Below are 15,294 nucleotides of genomic sequence, written 5' to 3'. Positions count from 1 at the left end.
CTTGTGTTTGAGTAATTTTAAGATGGTATGATAATGTTGAATTCACAACCTTTTAGTTGTTTTCCTTCAAATTTATATACACTATTTTTAGCAGTTATTGTACCTTTTAAATGTTTACTTATAATCTGGTTAGTCATATATAATCCAATCCCAGTACCTAAACTTTGATGCTTAGTAGTAAAATAAGGTTCAAATATTTTATTTATTATATTTTCTTCTATTCCTCCAGCAGTATCTTTCATATTTATAATTATATTTGAATCTTCTTTCTTAGCATTTATAAAAACAAATCTATATCTTTCATCTATTGAATTTATATTAAAAGCATCATGTGAATTATTTATTATATTTAATAAAGCTTGTGTAAAAAAGTTTTCATTAATATAAATAAATAAATCTTCATCAACATCATCTATATATTTAATTGCATCAATTTCAGATTTCATCATATTTACTATTTTATTAATAGTAGTTGATAGGTTTAATTCTTCTTTCTTTTGTATATTATTATCAAAATATGAAGCAAAATCATTTACAACTTTTGCTAAATAATTACCATTTTCTAAGATTTTTTCTGAAAATTCAATAATCTCTTTATTTTTCATTGGTTGATTAAATTCATATGAAAGTTTCATTGTACTTGCAACAGTAGTTATTATTGAAAGTGGTTGTTTCCATTGATGAGATACGTTTTTTAACATTTCACCCATAGATGCAACTCTTGCTTGGTTTTGTATTAATAGTTCTTGTTCTTTAACTTTATTTTCATTTTGTTTCTTTTCATCTATATTTCTATGAATACCACAAGCTTGTATCACTTTTCCTTGAGAATCTCTTTGTACAACACCTCCTACACATTCAACCCAAATATAGTTATTATTACTATGTTTTATTCTATATTCAATTGAAAAAGATATCTCTTTTTTAAAAGCATCATCAATTGTAGTTGTAACATATTGAAAATCTTCAGGGTGGATTTTATCAAACCATTGAGAGATAGTGTTATCAAAGTTTTCTTTTTTTATTCCTATCATATTAAGCCAGATATCATTTACAAAAAGTTTTTTAGTATTTATTTCCCAATCCCAATAGCCCAATTCACTACTATTTATCACATTTAAAAGTTGTATTTTTGAGTTATTTAACTCTGTAGTTCTTTCTTTTACTTTTGTATCAAGATTTTTATTAAGTTTTTCAAGTTGTTTATTTTTAATATATATTTTTTTATTAAAATTATAATAAAAATATACAAATATTAATGTAGCAATTAAAATATAAATTGCAGATTTTAATGTCTGTTCAAAAGCTTTATTATATGCTACTTTTAGAGGTTTTTCAATAGACATAATAGCTTTAATATTTCCCTCTTTTTCACCAAAACCTGCAGTGTCTCCATACATCTCAACAAGTTGTTTTGGTGCTATTTCAGGGGTATCGTGGCATCTCATACATTTGGCTTCAAGTTTTCTTGTAGGCAATGCTAAATATAATACATCTCCATCTTTAGTTTTTTTTATTGTTTCATAAGAATCAATTTTACCTGAAATAAATTGATCTAAAATCTCTTTTTCCTCTTTTGTTGTCATATTGTTTGGATTTCTGGGATTTGGAGAAGCAAATCTAATATCGATTGGTGGTAGGTTTAAACTTTTTTTTATTTCGTTGTAATATTCATTAACTTTATTTGCACTATAAGTTGATGATAATAAAGGAGATGTAAAATAATGATATGAAATTATACCTTTTTTTTGGAGTTCATATATCTCATCTTTTTGGTCATTACTTACATATTTTCTAACTGCTTTAGTTTGAATAAGCACATCTTGAATATTTATTTTTTCATTATATATCTCACTATTTTTATTATCTTGATAAATAAAATAAATAACAAAAATATACAAAAAAAAAGCTATAGATACAATTTTTTTGAATTTTAACATGTTGTTGTAATTCAAATTTGGCTCCAAATAAATATAAATATTTATTATATAATAAATCAAATAAATTTATTCTATTTTAAACTATATTTAGAAAATATATAGTAGCATCAATTATTAAAATACAGGATTTATCATGGATAAAAAAAGACAAATACAATTTAATCTAAATAATTTTTTATTAGCACTTTCGTATCCTTTAGATGCAATAGAAAATGAATATTATAATACCGATTTAAAACATTCAAAAAAAATCGCTTTTATAGCATTAAAACTAGCAAAAGAGTTTAATTATGAAAAAGAGTATCTTTCAGATATATGTTCTTATTCATTAATTCATAATATTGCATTAAAAGAAACTACTAAACGTGAAAAAGAGTATTGTTTACTTGGAGAAGAGTATATAAAAAGTTTCCCTTTCTTAACAGATGAAAAGGAGATAATTAAATATCATTGTGAACACTATGATGGAAGTGGTGTTTTTGGATTAAAAGGGGAAGAGATACCTTTGTTTTCACAATTTATAGCTTTTGCAGATATTATAGATTCAAATTTTGATTTATCAAATAAAGATATCTCTAACAGAGAAAGAATTGTTAATTTTGTAAAGAATAATGAACTAGTATTGTTTTCATCAGATATTGTAGAGTGTTTTATAGAGTTTAGTGAAGTTGAGTCTTTTTGGTTAGATTTGCAAAATGAGCAAGAGATGTTAACTTATATTTTTTCTTCACTATTTGATTATACTCAAGCATTAGATTTTGAAGACATTCTTTCAATGACTTCAATTTTTTATAAAATTATAGATAAAGAAAGTAGATTATTGGAAAATTGTAAAAAGGTTGCTGATTTTTATAATTTTGATCATAAAGATAAACAAACGTTTTTAATTGCGGCTAGTTTATCAAATGTTGGTAAGTTTTTTATACCTCAGAAGCTCATAGATAAGGATATAGTTTTAGAGCCATATGAACATAAACAGATTAAAGCTTACCCTTACTATACAAACAAGACATTATCAAATATAATTGGTTTTAGTGATATAAATACTTGGGCAACTAGAGTGCAAGAGTTTATTGATGGTAGTGGGTATCCTTATTCATTTGAAGGAAAGGATTTAAGTTTAAAAGATAGATTATTGAGTATTACAAATATATATTCATCTTTAACTTCTGAAAAAAAATATAGAGATGCTTTTTCAAATATTGAAGCAATTAAAGTATTAGAAACTTTTGCTAAAGAAGGGAAAATAGATAAAGCAATTAGTGAAGATTTTAAAAAGATATTTATTTAAGACTACCCTTAGGTAGTCTTTATTCTGATGTAGTTGTTAAGTTTAACATTTTCCAAGAGTACATTCCACCTCTATACCATTTTAATTTTTCTTCTGGATATCCAAGTTTTATAAGATTTTCAATGGCAAATGTAGATTGTGGGCACCATGCTCCATTACAAAAAAGTACTAACTCTTTTGCTTTTGAAAAGTCATATTTACCATCACTTATCTCTTTTACTCCAATCATTTCTAATACATCATAAAAATCATCAGGGTATTTATCTTTGTTAAAATAAGTAAAGGGAATATTTTCAGCTGTAGGAATACTCATTTGTAAAAACCAATCAGGAAGCCTTGCATCAATAAGAAGCTTATTTTTGTCTGTTTGAGCTTCTTTTATAAATTTAATTACTTCAAGTTCTCCTATTGTTTCAATTTTATCCGTAATTTTCATTGGTGTGATTTTACCAACAGTTGTTACAAATTTCTTAATACATTTTGAAGGAAGTTTTTCATTTGCATAATTCCCTGACCAGATATTTTTAGGGTCAGCACCATTTATTGAACGACACTCTTCATCATGTATTCTTGTAATTGTGATGGTTTTATCATCGTAGTTCTTAACATCTACTCCCATGTTTTTTAAATCAAAACCTTTTGCATTTAATGTACTAATGATTACAACTGAAACCAATAATACAAGTGCTTGTTTTATTTTCATTGCTAACTCCTTTTATAATATTTTTATATATAAATATATTATAAGAATAACCTATATTTGAGCTTAAAAAATTATAATAATATTTCTTCATTAATCTTGAGAAATAAAACTATTTTATAATTAATAATATAAGGTATATACAATGAAAGAGATAAATATAGAGATTAATGGTTTATCAATAATTGAATCAAATAGAGCATTAAAATTGATAAATCATCTAATAAAAGAACTTAGCTTTTTAGACTTAAGAAGATTTACAAATATACTAATTAGCTCTGATTATAAAAATGATATATCTTTTTTATTGAATAATAACTCAAAAAAAAATAGATTTGAAATGTCAAAAGATATTTATGCTGCAGTGTTAACTTTAGAAACAAAAAATGATTATGAATTTTATTTAGTAGTAAAATCAAAAATGATAAAAAATTATTTAAAAAATGAAGAAGAATTAGATGCCAAAAAACTCTTCCATATATTACATCATGAGTTTGCACATATTCATGACAATAATAAAAAAATTGATGCTTTTAAAAATATATTAAAAAATAAGCGATATGAAGGTGTAGATTCTATAACCTATCCAATTGCAGAACTTTGCTGGAGTGAATATATAGCAAACTATATATCTTCTAGTAGTGCAATAAAAACAGATTATCCTATTAGTTTTGCAAATAGTTTATTATATAAAGTTAATAAATTAAAAGATATAAAAACACAACTAACAGCTTACAAAATAAATAATTCAAGGGAAGATCTAATTCAATTAAGCATAAAACAGGTCGAATCTGTATTAAAAAGTGCATCATATTTAATAGGGTATTTAAATGGATTAAATATAAATCTAAATCAATTAGATTGTTTACTTGCCTTGGAGTTAGAAAAAACAGATTTTATAGAAACCTTTATAAATTTAACACATGAATTAAATTCAATACATCACCTTTATCCAAATGGATTTATAACTTTAAATATCTACAATAATCTAGCTTACTTAATCAAAGAGTATTATAAAATATTAGGCATACATCTATTTGAAGAAGATAATGTACTAAAAATAAATTTATATTAAATCTCTTTTTCCCTCATAAATACAGGCACTTAAATACTTAATCATTAGTTCTGTTTAATTTATATACAATATTTTATTTAATTTAAGTTTTATTTAATAATCCTATTGATATATATCTGATATACTTTTGATATATCAATAATATTTTAATAAAATATATTATAGATATATAAATTAAAATAAGATGAAAAGGATATGTCAAATAATTTATTTGACAAAAGGTAATATGATGAAAACAACTAGTACAGATTGGCTTTATACAGTTATGCCAGCCGTGTTTACATGGCTAAAAGAGTCAGAATCAGGTGTCCTTGAAATAGACTTTGATGAAACACGAAGACAGGCTGAATATGTCTTAAAAGCTCAAGGAAAGGGCGGAAGTAGAATGGGGGGACTTGTCGCTTCTGGTACTTTAGGTGAGAATAGTTATTTAAGCAACGAACAGCGGCTTTCTTTACTTAAATCACTTTCTGAAGTTGCTAAGGAAAACAATGTTCCATTGATTAGTGGAGCTTCGGCAGAAACTAAAGAAGAAATTGCCAAAATCATTGCAGGACTAGCAACAGTTGGTGTGGATACTGTTATGGTTATGCCTCCAAAAACTTTAGAAGTTCCTTCTGATGAAGATATGTATGCTTATTATGCTCTTGCTGCAACAGCTGCAAAAGAGGCAGGAGTAACAATAATGCCTTATAATAACCCTGATGCAGCTGGATATCATGCAATCTCAACAAATACTCTTATTAAACTTGCTTCTTTACCTGAAGTAGCTGCTCTTAAGATATCGACGATAGATGTGTCTATTATTGAAACACTATTGTTAGTGAACAAAGATTTAAAAATCTTGGCAGGTGTTGACACTGTAACTGTATATGCTGGACTTGCTGGAGCATGCGGTGGAATTACAGGTGTCGGTACTATTTTCCCAAAAGCTAGTATTACTATGCAGGAGTACGTTTTAAAAGGAGAATGGGATGAGGCTCTAAAAGTTTCTCAGGCTATGAACTCTATTTCATATCTAGATGGTCAGCCACTTCTTATGGAATATCTTAAGTTTGCAATGGGACTTCATCATAATGATGTTGATGGAGGACTTCGTACACTTGGTAAAAAATTAACTCCTGAGCAAATTGAAGATGTTCGAGCAAGATATATTCTAGCAAAAGAAAGAATTGAAGGCTTGGGGTTATTAGATTAATCCTATTGATGATATCAAAAAATTTAATTAATCTAAATGGTTGGTATGAAATGTAAATTTATTGGAGTTTGTCCAGTAGTTACAACTACCAGCATTATGAAAAAAGGATATAAAATGAGTTTACATGGTAAAAACTTTATAGGAAATATATTATCATCAAATGGTGATAAAAGTAGCAAAATATATGATATTCACTCTAATGAATCATTAGAGGGGGTATTTTACCATGCTACAAAAGAAGAAGTGGATGAAGCTTTAGAAAAAGCAAATTTAGCTTTTTTTGAATACAAAGAAAAAACTCAAGCTCAAAGAGCTGAGTTTTTAGAAACTATTGCTGATGAGATTATAAATCTAGGAGATGAACTTATTGTAAGAACTATTGCTGAATCTAATCTTCCAAGACCAAGAATTGAAGGTGAAAGAGGTAGAACCGTAGGACAACTTAGAATGTTTGCAAATCTTTTAAAAGAGGGCTCTTGGGTTGAAGCAACAATAGATGAAGCTCTTCCAGATAGAAAACCACTTCCTAGAAATGATTTAAGAAAGATGTTAAGACCTATTGGAGTAGTTTCAGTATTTGAAGCTAGTAATTTTCCTTTAGCTTTTGCTTGTGCAGGTGGAGATACAGCTTCAGCATTAGCTGCTGGGTGTCCAGTCATTGTAAAAGCTCACTCTTCTCATAGTGGAACATCAGAGCTTATTGCAACTGCAATTATAGAAGCAGTTAAAAAATGTAATATGCCTGATGGTACATTTTCTATGGTTCATGGTGAAGGAAGAACTGTTGGTCAACAAATAGTACTTCATGAAGTAGTAAAAGCTGTTGGTTTTACAGGTTCAACTCAAGGTGGTATGAAACTATTTGAACTTGCTAATCAAAGAAAAACTCCAATTCCAGTTTTTGCAGAAATGGGTAGTATAAATCCTTGTTTATTTTTACCAACTGCTTTAAAAGATACTAAAAATATGGCAGAACTTTATGCTAGTTCTATTACTGTTGGAGTTGGTCAGTTTTGTACAAATCCAGGATTGATTTTATTAGTAAAAGATGAAAACTCAGATGCTTTTAAATCTGAATTAGCAAAATCAATTGAAAATATTTCTCCTACTACTATGTTATCAAGTGGTATACAACAAGCTTTTGAAAAATCAAAAACTGATGCCTTGTCTCAAGATGATATTGAGTTATTAGGTGAATCAAAACTTAAAAATACAAGAGCTGAAGGTAGACCAACAGTTGCTTATGTTACAGCAAAAACATTTATCTCAAACCCAAAACTCCATGAAGAGGTTTTTGGTCCATATTCACTTGTTGTTGAGTGTGAAAGTAAAGATGAACTTGATTTGGTAATTGAGTCATTAGAAGGACAATTAACTGCAACTGTTATGGGTGAAGAGTCTGATATGCATGAGTTTAAAAAGCAAATATTTTCTTTAGAAAATAGATGTGGAAGAATCCTTTTTAATGGAGTTCCAACTGGTGTTGAAGTTTGTCACTCTATGCAACACGGGGGTCCTTTTCCTGCTGCTACTGATTCAAGATTTACTTCTGTTGGAACAGGAGCTATTAGAAGATTTGTTAGACCTGTTTGTTTCCAAGATTGTCCAAATTCTCTACTTCCTGAAGAGCTTAAAGATGAAAATCCTTTAGAGATTCTTAGAATTGTTAATGATAAGTATACAAGAGAAAGAATATGAGATTTATAGAAAAAGAAGAAGTTATTAAGAACTTAGATTATCCTTCATTGATAGAAGTATTAAAAAATGCTTTTATTAATAAGATTAAAGTTCCTGATAGACTTCATTATGATTATGAGAATCCAGAAGAAAAAATTGATTCAACTTTACTTTTAATGCCTGCTTGGCAAGAGGGTGTTAGTGTTGGAACTAAGATATTAACTGTATCTCCAAATAATGCTAAATATAATCTACCAGCTATAAATGGTATTTATATTCTTTTTGATGGGCATAAAGGTGAACTTCAAGCAATTATTGATGGTAAACCCTTAACTTCAAAAAGAACAGCAGCAGCTTCTGCATTGGCTAGTTCATATTTATCAAGAAAAGATTCAACTTCTATGTTGATGATAGGAACTGGTGCATTAAGTAAAGAGTTAATTAAGGCTCACTCTTGTGTAAGAGATTTAAAAGCGATTTATATTTGGGGTAGGGATAAAAGTAAAGCCCAAAAAATAGTAGATGAACTACCTGAATACAATATTCAAGTTGTTGAAAATATTGAAGATAAGATTTCAAACGTTGATATAGTTTCTTGTGCAACTTTAAGTCATAACCCTTTGATTTTTGGAAAAAACATAAAAGAAGGGCAACATTTTGACTTGGTTGGAGCGTATAAACCTGATATGAGAGAAGCTGATGATGAGTTTATTAAAAATGTAGATATTTTTATAGACACTAATATGGCTAAAAAAGAATCAGGTGAAATAAAAATTCCATTAGAAAATAAGATAATATTCGAAGAAAATTTTAAAGCTGACTTGTTTGATTTAACAAGAGGAAAAAAAGAAGCACGAGTGAGTGATTCTCAAATAACTCTTTTTAAATCTGTTGGGCATGGATTAGAAGATTTAGCCGCAGCAAGATTAGTTTATGAGAAAGTAACTAGGAGTTAGAAATGTCTTGTAAAACATTTTTTTGTGTAGATGCACACACTTGTGGAAATCCAGTAAGAGTAGTTTGTGGTGGGGCACCTTTACTTAAGGGAGCTAATATGAGCGAAAAAAGACAACACTTTTTAAAAGAGTTTGATTGGATTAGAAAAGGTTTAATGTTTGAACCAAGAGGTCACGATATGATGAGTGGTTCAATAGTATTTCAACCAAGTAGTGATGAGTATGACGTATCTATACTTTTTATAGAAACAAGTGGATGCCTGCCAATGTGTGGACATGGAACAATAGGAACAGTTACAGTTTTAATTGAGAAAGAGATTGTAACACCTAAAAAAGAGGGTGAATTAAGAATTGAAACACCAGCTGGATTAGTTGTGGCAACTTATACAAGAGATGAAAAAGATAGAGTTAAATCAGTGAAAATTGTAAATATCCCATCTTTTTTACACTCTACAAATCTTGAAGTCGAATCTTCAGTATTGGGTAAATTAACTGTTGATGTTGCATATGGTGGAAACTTTTATGCAATCGTTGAGCCTCAAGAAAACTTTGCTGGTATGGAAAACTATACTGCAAGTCAATTAATCTCAATGAGTAAAGAGTTAAGGGACAAACTTAATGAAAAATATAAGTTTGTACATCCTAAAAATGAAACTATTTGTGGTTTATCTCATATTGAATGGACTGGAAAAACTATTGATGATAGTTCAACAGCAAGAAATGCTGTTTTTTATGGAGATAAAGCAATTGATAGATCTCCTTGTGGAACAGGAACAAGTGCTAGAATGGCTCAATGGTATTCACGAGGTATGTTAAAAAAAGGTGATGAATTTATTCATGAAAGTATTATAGGATCAAAATTTATTGGACGAATTGAAAAAGAGCTTGAATTAGCAGAGTATAAAGCTATAGTTCCTTCTATCGAAGGTTGGGCTAAAATTACTGGTTTAAACACAATTACAATTGATGATGATGATCCTTATGCACACGGGTTTCAGGTAATATAATATGAAAAATATAGCAATAATTGGTGGTGGAATAAGTGGACTCTTTTCTGCTTACTTTTTACACAAAAGTGGTTATAAAGTTAGTGTTTATGAGTCTAGTAAAATAGGTGTTGAATGCTCTTACGGTAATGCAGGATTAACTGTACCTAGTCATTTTGAAGCATTGGCAAATCCAGGTGTATTAAAAAAGGGTTTAAAATGGATGTTAAATCCTAATTCACCATTCTTTTTAAAACCTAGATTTGACATGGATTTAATTAAATGGATTATTAGATTTAACTCTTTTTGTACAAAAAAGAATGTAGAAAATAATAAATATTTTTTAAGAGATATCAGTCTTTACAGTACATCTTTATATAAAGATTTAATGAATAGTACAGATTTTGATTTTGATTACAAAAATACAGGTCTTTTGATGTTATGTAAAGAAGAAAAAACATTAAAAGAGGAAGAGCATTTAATAAAAGAAGCTAATGAATTAGGTCTAAAAGGAAGAATATTAAATCAAGATGATTTAAAACAGCTTGAGCCGAATGCATCTTTTGATGTTCTAGGAGCAGCTTATTATGAAGATGATGGAAGAGTTCAGCCATATGATTTGATTATTGCTATAAAAAATTATTTGGAAAAAGAGGGTGTTGTTTTTAAAGAAGACTGCACTATCAAAGATATAAACATCTCTAATGTAAAAATAGATTCAATTGTTGATAACAATAATAATGTTTACTATGCAGATGAGTTTATTTTTACAGCAGGTGTCTATACATCAAATATTGCTAAAAAATTCAATCTTAATATCCCTATGCAAGGTGGAAAAGGTTTTTCTTTCAAAGTTGATAAGAATGATGCTTTAAATTTTACAACACCTATGATATTAGCTGAAGAGAAAGTTGCAATAACACCATATGATTCTTATGTTAATTTTGCTGGGACGATGATGATTTGTGGTGAAGATAAATCAATTGTTCAAAGAAGAGTTAATAATATCAGAAATGCTTCAAACAATTATATAAATGGATTAGATATTAAAGAGAATCAAATGGATGATTTATGGGCAGGATTAAGACCTTGTTCTCCAGATGGAATTCCATATATTGGAAGAAGTAAAGAGTTGTCAAACTTGATTATTGCGACAGGACACGCAATGATTGGTATATCACTTGGCCCTGCAACAGGGAAAATTGTTACATCATTGATAAATGAAGAAAAGCCAGATTTAGATATTGAGAAGATGAATCTTTATAGATTTTGATTAAGGAGGGTACTGTAATAGAAAATATAATACATGTATGCAAAAAGAAGAAAGCTTTAAAATCAAAATAAAAAAAGGAAGATTATGAAATTAATTAAAAAATTAGCTCTTGTAGCTACTTCAGTTATAGCTCTAGGAGCAAGTGCAAATGCGGATTTATTAGATAAGGTTCTTGAAAAAGGTAAATTAAAATGTGGTGTTGTTTTAGATTTCCCACCAATGGGTTATAGAGATGTAAAAAACAATCCAGCAGGATTTGATGTGGATTATTGTGGTGATTTAGCAAGTGCTTTAGGCGTTAAATTAGAATTAAAATCTATGTCATTTGCTCAAAGAGTTCCTGCAATTACATCAGGAAAAGTTGATGTTGTTATTGGTTCAACATCTGATACTTTAAAAAGAGCTCAATCAGTTGGGTTTACAATACCTTATTTTGTATTTAAACAACAAGCAATGATAAAAAAAGGTTCAGGTATTAAAACTTTTGAAGATATCAAAGGTAAAAAAGTAAGTGCTGCTTTAAGTACTGTATCTGAAACAGAATTTCTTAAAAATGCAGAAAAACTTGAATTTGATAAATCAAACTATTTTTCATCTAAATCAGAAAATGATGCACACTTAGCTTTATTACAAGGAAAAGCTGATGTTATTATTTCTAGTGATACAACAATTACTGAGTTATTAAAACTTGACAAATTTAAAGATTATGAAGCAGGGCCATTTATCCCTAATTATAACGATTATGTTTCACTTATTACAAAAAGAGATGAGTATGGATTTATTAATTATTTAAATCTTTTTGTTCACCAACAAGTAAGAACAGGAAGATATGAAGAGCTAAACAAAAAATATTTTGGTAATTCACCACTTAGAGACTTAACTGTCAATGGAATTTATTATTAATTATTCGGAAGCTTTGCTTCTGAATAATACATCAATGTAAGGATTGATAATGTTTGATTTTGAATATAGTTTTCATTGGATTACAGTTTGGAATGTATTTCCAGAGATGTTGAGTGCAGCATTTGTAACACTTCAAGTTGCAATTATCTCTATGGTTTTAGGACTAGTTATAGGGATATTTTTATCTTTAGGAAAAGATTCAGATAATGAGTTTTTAAGAACACCAAGTGTTCTTTGGATTGAAATAGCTAGAAATACTCCTGCTCTTTTTCAAATATATATGGCCTATTTTGGATTAGGTAGCTTTGGTATTCATTTAAGTCCTTATGTTGCTGTATTAGCTGCTTTAACTTTTAACAATGCAGGATATTTAGCTGAAACATTAAGGGGAGGATTTGCATCTATTGCAACTACTCAAATGTCAGCTTCAAGGTCACTTGGTATGAATAAGTTTCAAGCATATAGATATGTTATTGTACCTCAAGTTTTAAGAAAAGTTTATCATCCAATTACAAATCAGATGATTTGGTCATTGTTGATGACATCTTTAGGAACACTTGTAGGAATGCTAGAACTTACAGGAAAAACAGACCAGTTACAGTCTTTGTCTTTTAGAACATTTGAGTTTTATTTAGTAACTGCTGGAATGTATTTTGTTATGGCAAAAATCATTCTTCTTGGTTCTCGATTAGTTGGATATAAGTTATTTAAAGGGGATATATAATGAGTAATCAACAATTAAAAAAATTAATTTATTCATTAGTTGGATTATACTTAGCTTATGAATTTATTGATGCTGTTAGAGTATCTACTATAACTGTATATGATTTAAGTTTTATTTTTGATGGTTTGATCAGAACAATAATGATTTCAGTAGTTTCAATTACTATAGGAACATTTTTTGGTTTGATTTTTGGTTTTATTAAAAGTAATTCAAATATGTATGTAAATTTTATTTTAGATGGATTTTTGGATATTTTAAAATCTGTACCATTAATTATTCAATTTATTTTATTTTATTCATTAATGGGTATTTTAGAGATTGATATTTCAGTATTCTGGGTTGGAGCAATTGTTTTATCTACTTATACTTCAGGGTTTGTTACTGAAGTTGCTAGAGCAGGTATTGACTCTGTACCAAGTACTACAAGAAGAGCTGCTAGATCTTTAGGTATGAGTTTTTGGCAAGATTATATTTATATAGTTTTCCCTTTAGGTTTAAGAACAGTTTTTCCAGCTTGGATCAATATTGTTTTATCAGTTATAAAAGATTCAGCACTAGTTTCAGTTATAGGATATATGGAGTTATTAAGATCAACTCAAGAGATGATTTCAAAAACACAAGAAGCTTTATTGCTATTGATTGGTGTTGGAATATTTTATTTTATTATCTCATATCCAATTTCATTATATGCAGCAAATTTAGAAAGGAAGTTAAAAGTATGATAGAATTAAAAGGTGTACATAAATCATTTGGTGATTTAGAAGTTTTAAAAGGGATTGATTTAACAGTACAAAAAGGTGAAGTTCTTTCTGTAATTGGAGGTTCTGGGTCTGGTAAATCTACTATGCTATATTGTATTAATGCTATTGAAAATATTCAAGCTGGAGAGATTATTGTTGATGGAATTTCTGTTCATGATAAAAAAACTGATAAAAATAGATTAAGACAAAAGATTGGTATGGTTTTCCAACAATGGAACTCTTTCCCCCATTTAACTGTTCTTGAAAATGTAATGTTAGCTCCTATGAAAGTTTTAGGAATGTCTTATGAAGAAGCTAGGTATATAGCTAAAGACCAGCTTGAAAGAGTAGGGCTTCGAACAAAACTAGATGAATATCCAACTAGAATGTCAGGTGGTCAGCAACAAAGATTAGCAATAGCAAGAGCACTTGCTATGAAAGCTGAGTATATGTTGTTTGATGAGATTACATCAGCACTTGATCCTGAACTTGTTGGAGAGGTTTTAGATACACTTAGACTTTTAAGGGATGAAGGTATGACTATGATATGTGTAACCCATGAAATAGCTTTTGCTAGAGAAGTGTCAGATAGAATTGCATTTTTTCATAAAGGTTTAATTGAAGAGATTGGAACTCCAGAACAAGTGATTGGAAACCCACAAAAAGAGAGAACTCAACAGTTTTTATCAAAAGTACTACATTAAATTTATAAATAAGAGTTAGTGGATAAAGGATTATAATGAATAAAAAAATATATGTATTATCACTAATTCTTTTTGTAATTTTACTTTGGGCAGCAAACTTTGTTTTTATATCAATATTATTAATGGAGATTGAACCTTTTACGGCCTTAACTCTAAGATTTATAGTAATTTCAATTCTTCTTTTTCCTTTTATGCTTAAATTACCTAATTTAAAAGACTTTTTATATTTATTTATTGCAACATTATTAATTGTTCCCGGACATTTTGGTTTACTTTTTTTATCAATTCAAAGTACAAAAAGTTTAGGGGGTATATCATTACTTATACAACTTTCTATCCCTTTTTCTATTCTTTTATCTTGGATTATATTTAAAGATATTCCATCAAAACTACGTATTTTTGGTCTTTTTATATCTTTTGTAGGAATAATTTTTTTATTATACGATCCAAATTTATTAGAAAGTAGAAAAGCATTTATATTAGCTATTTTTTCAGCTTTATTTTTGGGTTTTTATTTTATTCTAGTAAAGAAAATAAAAAAGGTAAAAAGTATAGCAATAATTGCATGGACATCATTTTTAGGTATTCCTATGATGAATCTATTTATGTTATATGATAATCAGAGCTTTAGTGTTTTAAGTGATATTCAAAACAATATGACATATTATTCATTTTTTTATGTTGTTATTGCAGGAAGTATTTTAGGTCATGGTATTTGGGCTTATTTATTGAAAATAGAAGATATAAGTTTTATATCACCATTTTTATTACTTATTCCTCTTTTAACATCTATTTTAAGTATTTTTGTTTTTAACGAACAAGTAACATTTAGATTTATTATTATTGGAACGGTTATTATTATTGGTATTTTCTTAGTTTTTATTTCAAAGCAGACAAAAGAAAGGAAAAACAATGAATATAGTTGATTATATTAAGCTTAGTCTAGATAAGGATAATTATGATAAGATTATTATTTATTTAAATGAAAATATAAATATTGATGTAAAAGTTAAAGAAAAAGTAAAATATTTAAAATTAAGTGCAGTAATACTTAAAATTACTGGAACATTCTACAAAAAGAGAAATATAGTTCTTAATATGCTAAATCATAATTAAGATAAAGGAAT

15 protein-coding genes are annotated in these 15,294 nt (G+C 28.1%); 13 read left to right on the top strand and 2 right to left on the bottom strand.

Features of this window, described 5'->3' with window-relative positions; translation table 11 throughout:
* Positions 1-17: 17 nt before the first annotated feature.
* A complete protein-coding gene (locus tag ACKU4C_RS07345) occupies positions 18-1,955 on the bottom strand; it encodes a DUF3365 domain-containing protein (protein WP_321315767.1) in 1,938 nt (645 codons plus the stop codon).
* A 118-nt stretch (positions 1,956-2,073) separates the two neighbouring features.
* Here ACKU4C_RS07345 and ACKU4C_RS07340 point away from each other — a divergent pair, with 118 nt between their 5' ends.
* The gene (locus tag ACKU4C_RS07340) at positions 2,074-3,231 is read left to right on the top strand and encodes an HD domain-containing phosphohydrolase (protein WP_321315765.1); all 1,158 of its coding nucleotides are present in this window, start codon (positions 2,074-2,076) and stop codon (positions 3,229-3,231) included.
* A gap of 19 nt (positions 3,232-3,250) precedes the next feature.
* Here the strand turns inward: ACKU4C_RS07340 and ACKU4C_RS07335 are convergent, their stop codons facing one another.
* A complete protein-coding gene (locus ACKU4C_RS07335; protein WP_321315763.1) occupies positions 3,251-3,934 on the bottom strand; it encodes a rhodanese-like domain-containing protein in 684 nt (227 codons plus the stop codon).
* 142 nt (positions 3,935-4,076) lie between these two features.
* On the opposite strand from ACKU4C_RS07335, the gene ACKU4C_RS07330 reads away from it, so the two are divergent.
* From ACKU4C_RS07330 to ACKU4C_RS07275, 12 genes are all read left to right on the top strand, one after another.
* Positions 4,077-5,006, top strand: coding sequence for a hypothetical protein (locus ACKU4C_RS07330; RefSeq protein WP_321315762.1), 930 nt, complete (start codon positions 4,077-4,079; stop codon positions 5,004-5,006).
* Between the two features lie 229 nt (positions 5,007-5,235).
* Complete coding sequence (locus ACKU4C_RS07325) at positions 5,236-6,204, top strand: dihydrodipicolinate synthase family protein (RefSeq protein WP_321315760.1); 969 nt, start codon at positions 5,236-5,238, stop codon at positions 6,202-6,204.
* A gap of 114 nt (positions 6,205-6,318) precedes the next feature.
* Positions 6,319-7,902 carry an aldehyde dehydrogenase (NADP(+)) gene (locus ACKU4C_RS07320; RefSeq protein ID WP_321315759.1) on the top strand — a complete coding sequence of 528 codons (1,584 nt, stop codon included), beginning with the start codon at positions 6,319-6,321 and terminating at the stop codon, positions 7,900-7,902.
* Entirely contained in the window at positions 7,899-8,837 is a 939-nt protein-coding gene (locus tag ACKU4C_RS07315; protein ID WP_321315758.1) for an ornithine cyclodeaminase family protein, read from the top strand. The genes ACKU4C_RS07320 and ACKU4C_RS07315 overlap by 4 nt, the downstream gene beginning before the upstream one ends.
* A 2-nt stretch (positions 8,838-8,839) precedes the next feature.
* On the top strand, positions 8,840-9,844 hold the full coding sequence (locus ACKU4C_RS07310; protein WP_321315756.1) for a 4-hydroxyproline epimerase: 1,005 nt from the start codon (positions 8,840-8,842) through the stop codon (positions 9,842-9,844).
* Position 9,845: 1 nt separating this feature from the next.
* The gene (locus ACKU4C_RS07305; RefSeq protein WP_321315754.1) at positions 9,846-11,096 is read left to right on the top strand and encodes an FAD-dependent oxidoreductase; all 1,251 of its coding nucleotides are present in this window, start codon (positions 9,846-9,848) and stop codon (positions 11,094-11,096) included.
* Positions 11,097-11,180: 84 nt separating this feature from the next.
* Entirely contained in the window at positions 11,181-11,999 is an 819-nt protein-coding gene (locus ACKU4C_RS07300) for a transporter substrate-binding domain-containing protein (protein WP_321315752.1), read from the top strand.
* Positions 12,000-12,048: 49 nt separating this feature from the next.
* Complete coding sequence (locus ACKU4C_RS07295) at positions 12,049-12,723, top strand: amino acid ABC transporter permease (protein ID WP_321315750.1); 675 nt, start codon at positions 12,049-12,051, stop codon at positions 12,721-12,723.
* Complete coding sequence (locus tag ACKU4C_RS07290; RefSeq protein WP_321315748.1) at positions 12,723-13,445, top strand: amino acid ABC transporter permease; 723 nt, start codon at positions 12,723-12,725, stop codon at positions 13,443-13,445. Before ACKU4C_RS07295 ends, ACKU4C_RS07290 begins: the two co-directional genes overlap by 1 nt.
* A complete protein-coding gene (locus tag ACKU4C_RS07285) occupies positions 13,442-14,167 on the top strand; it encodes an amino acid ABC transporter ATP-binding protein (protein ID WP_321315746.1) in 726 nt (241 codons plus the stop codon). Before ACKU4C_RS07290 ends, ACKU4C_RS07285 begins: the two co-directional genes overlap by 4 nt.
* Before the next feature lie 35 nt (positions 14,168-14,202).
* Complete coding sequence (locus ACKU4C_RS07280) at positions 14,203-15,093, top strand: DMT family transporter (RefSeq protein WP_321315745.1); 891 nt, start codon at positions 14,203-14,205, stop codon at positions 15,091-15,093.
* Positions 15,080-15,283: a hypothetical protein gene (locus ACKU4C_RS07275; RefSeq protein ID WP_321315743.1), complete on the top strand. Its 204-nt coding sequence runs from the start codon at positions 15,080-15,082 to the stop codon at positions 15,281-15,283. The genes ACKU4C_RS07280 and ACKU4C_RS07275 overlap by 14 nt, the downstream gene beginning before the upstream one ends.
* Positions 15,284-15,294 lie beyond the last annotated feature (11 nt).

The organism is Halarcobacter sp., assembly GCF_963676935.1.
Lineage (GTDB): Bacteria > Campylobacterota > Campylobacteria > Campylobacterales > Arcobacteraceae > Halarcobacter.
Note: the sequence above shows the minus strand (reverse complement) of the source record. Positions and strands in the feature narration are given on the sequence as shown.

Coding starts and splice junctions, on each gene's coding strand:
- ACKU4C_RS07340 (WP_321315765.1), top strand. CDS start 2,074: ATGGATAAAAAAAGACAAATACAATTTAATCTAAATAATTTTTTATTA.
- ACKU4C_RS07335 (WP_321315763.1), bottom strand. CDS start 3,934: ATGAAAATAAAACAAGCACTTGTATTATTGGTTTCAGTTGTAATCATT.
- ACKU4C_RS07330 (WP_321315762.1), top strand. CDS start 4,077: ATGAAAGAGATAAATATAGAGATTAATGGTTTATCAATAATTGAATCA.
- ACKU4C_RS07325 (WP_321315760.1), top strand. CDS start 5,236: ATGAAAACAACTAGTACAGATTGGCTTTATACAGTTATGCCAGCCGTG.
- ACKU4C_RS07320 (WP_321315759.1), top strand. CDS start 6,319: ATGAGTTTACATGGTAAAAACTTTATAGGAAATATATTATCATCAAAT.
- ACKU4C_RS07315 (WP_321315758.1), top strand. CDS start 7,899: ATGAGATTTATAGAAAAAGAAGAAGTTATTAAGAACTTAGATTATCCT.
- ACKU4C_RS07310 (WP_321315756.1), top strand. CDS start 8,840: ATGTCTTGTAAAACATTTTTTTGTGTAGATGCACACACTTGTGGAAAT.
- ACKU4C_RS07305 (WP_321315754.1), top strand. CDS start 9,846: ATGAAAAATATAGCAATAATTGGTGGTGGAATAAGTGGACTCTTTTCT.
- ACKU4C_RS07300 (WP_321315752.1), top strand. CDS start 11,181: ATGAAATTAATTAAAAAATTAGCTCTTGTAGCTACTTCAGTTATAGCT.
- ACKU4C_RS07295 (WP_321315750.1), top strand. CDS start 12,049: ATGTTTGATTTTGAATATAGTTTTCATTGGATTACAGTTTGGAATGTA.
- ACKU4C_RS07290 (WP_321315748.1), top strand. CDS start 12,723: ATGAGTAATCAACAATTAAAAAAATTAATTTATTCATTAGTTGGATTA.
- ACKU4C_RS07285 (WP_321315746.1), top strand. CDS start 13,442: ATGATAGAATTAAAAGGTGTACATAAATCATTTGGTGATTTAGAAGTT.
- ACKU4C_RS07280 (WP_321315745.1), top strand. CDS start 14,203: ATGAATAAAAAAATATATGTATTATCACTAATTCTTTTTGTAATTTTA.
- ACKU4C_RS07275 (WP_321315743.1), top strand. CDS start 15,080: ATGAATATAGTTGATTATATTAAGCTTAGTCTAGATAAGGATAATTAT.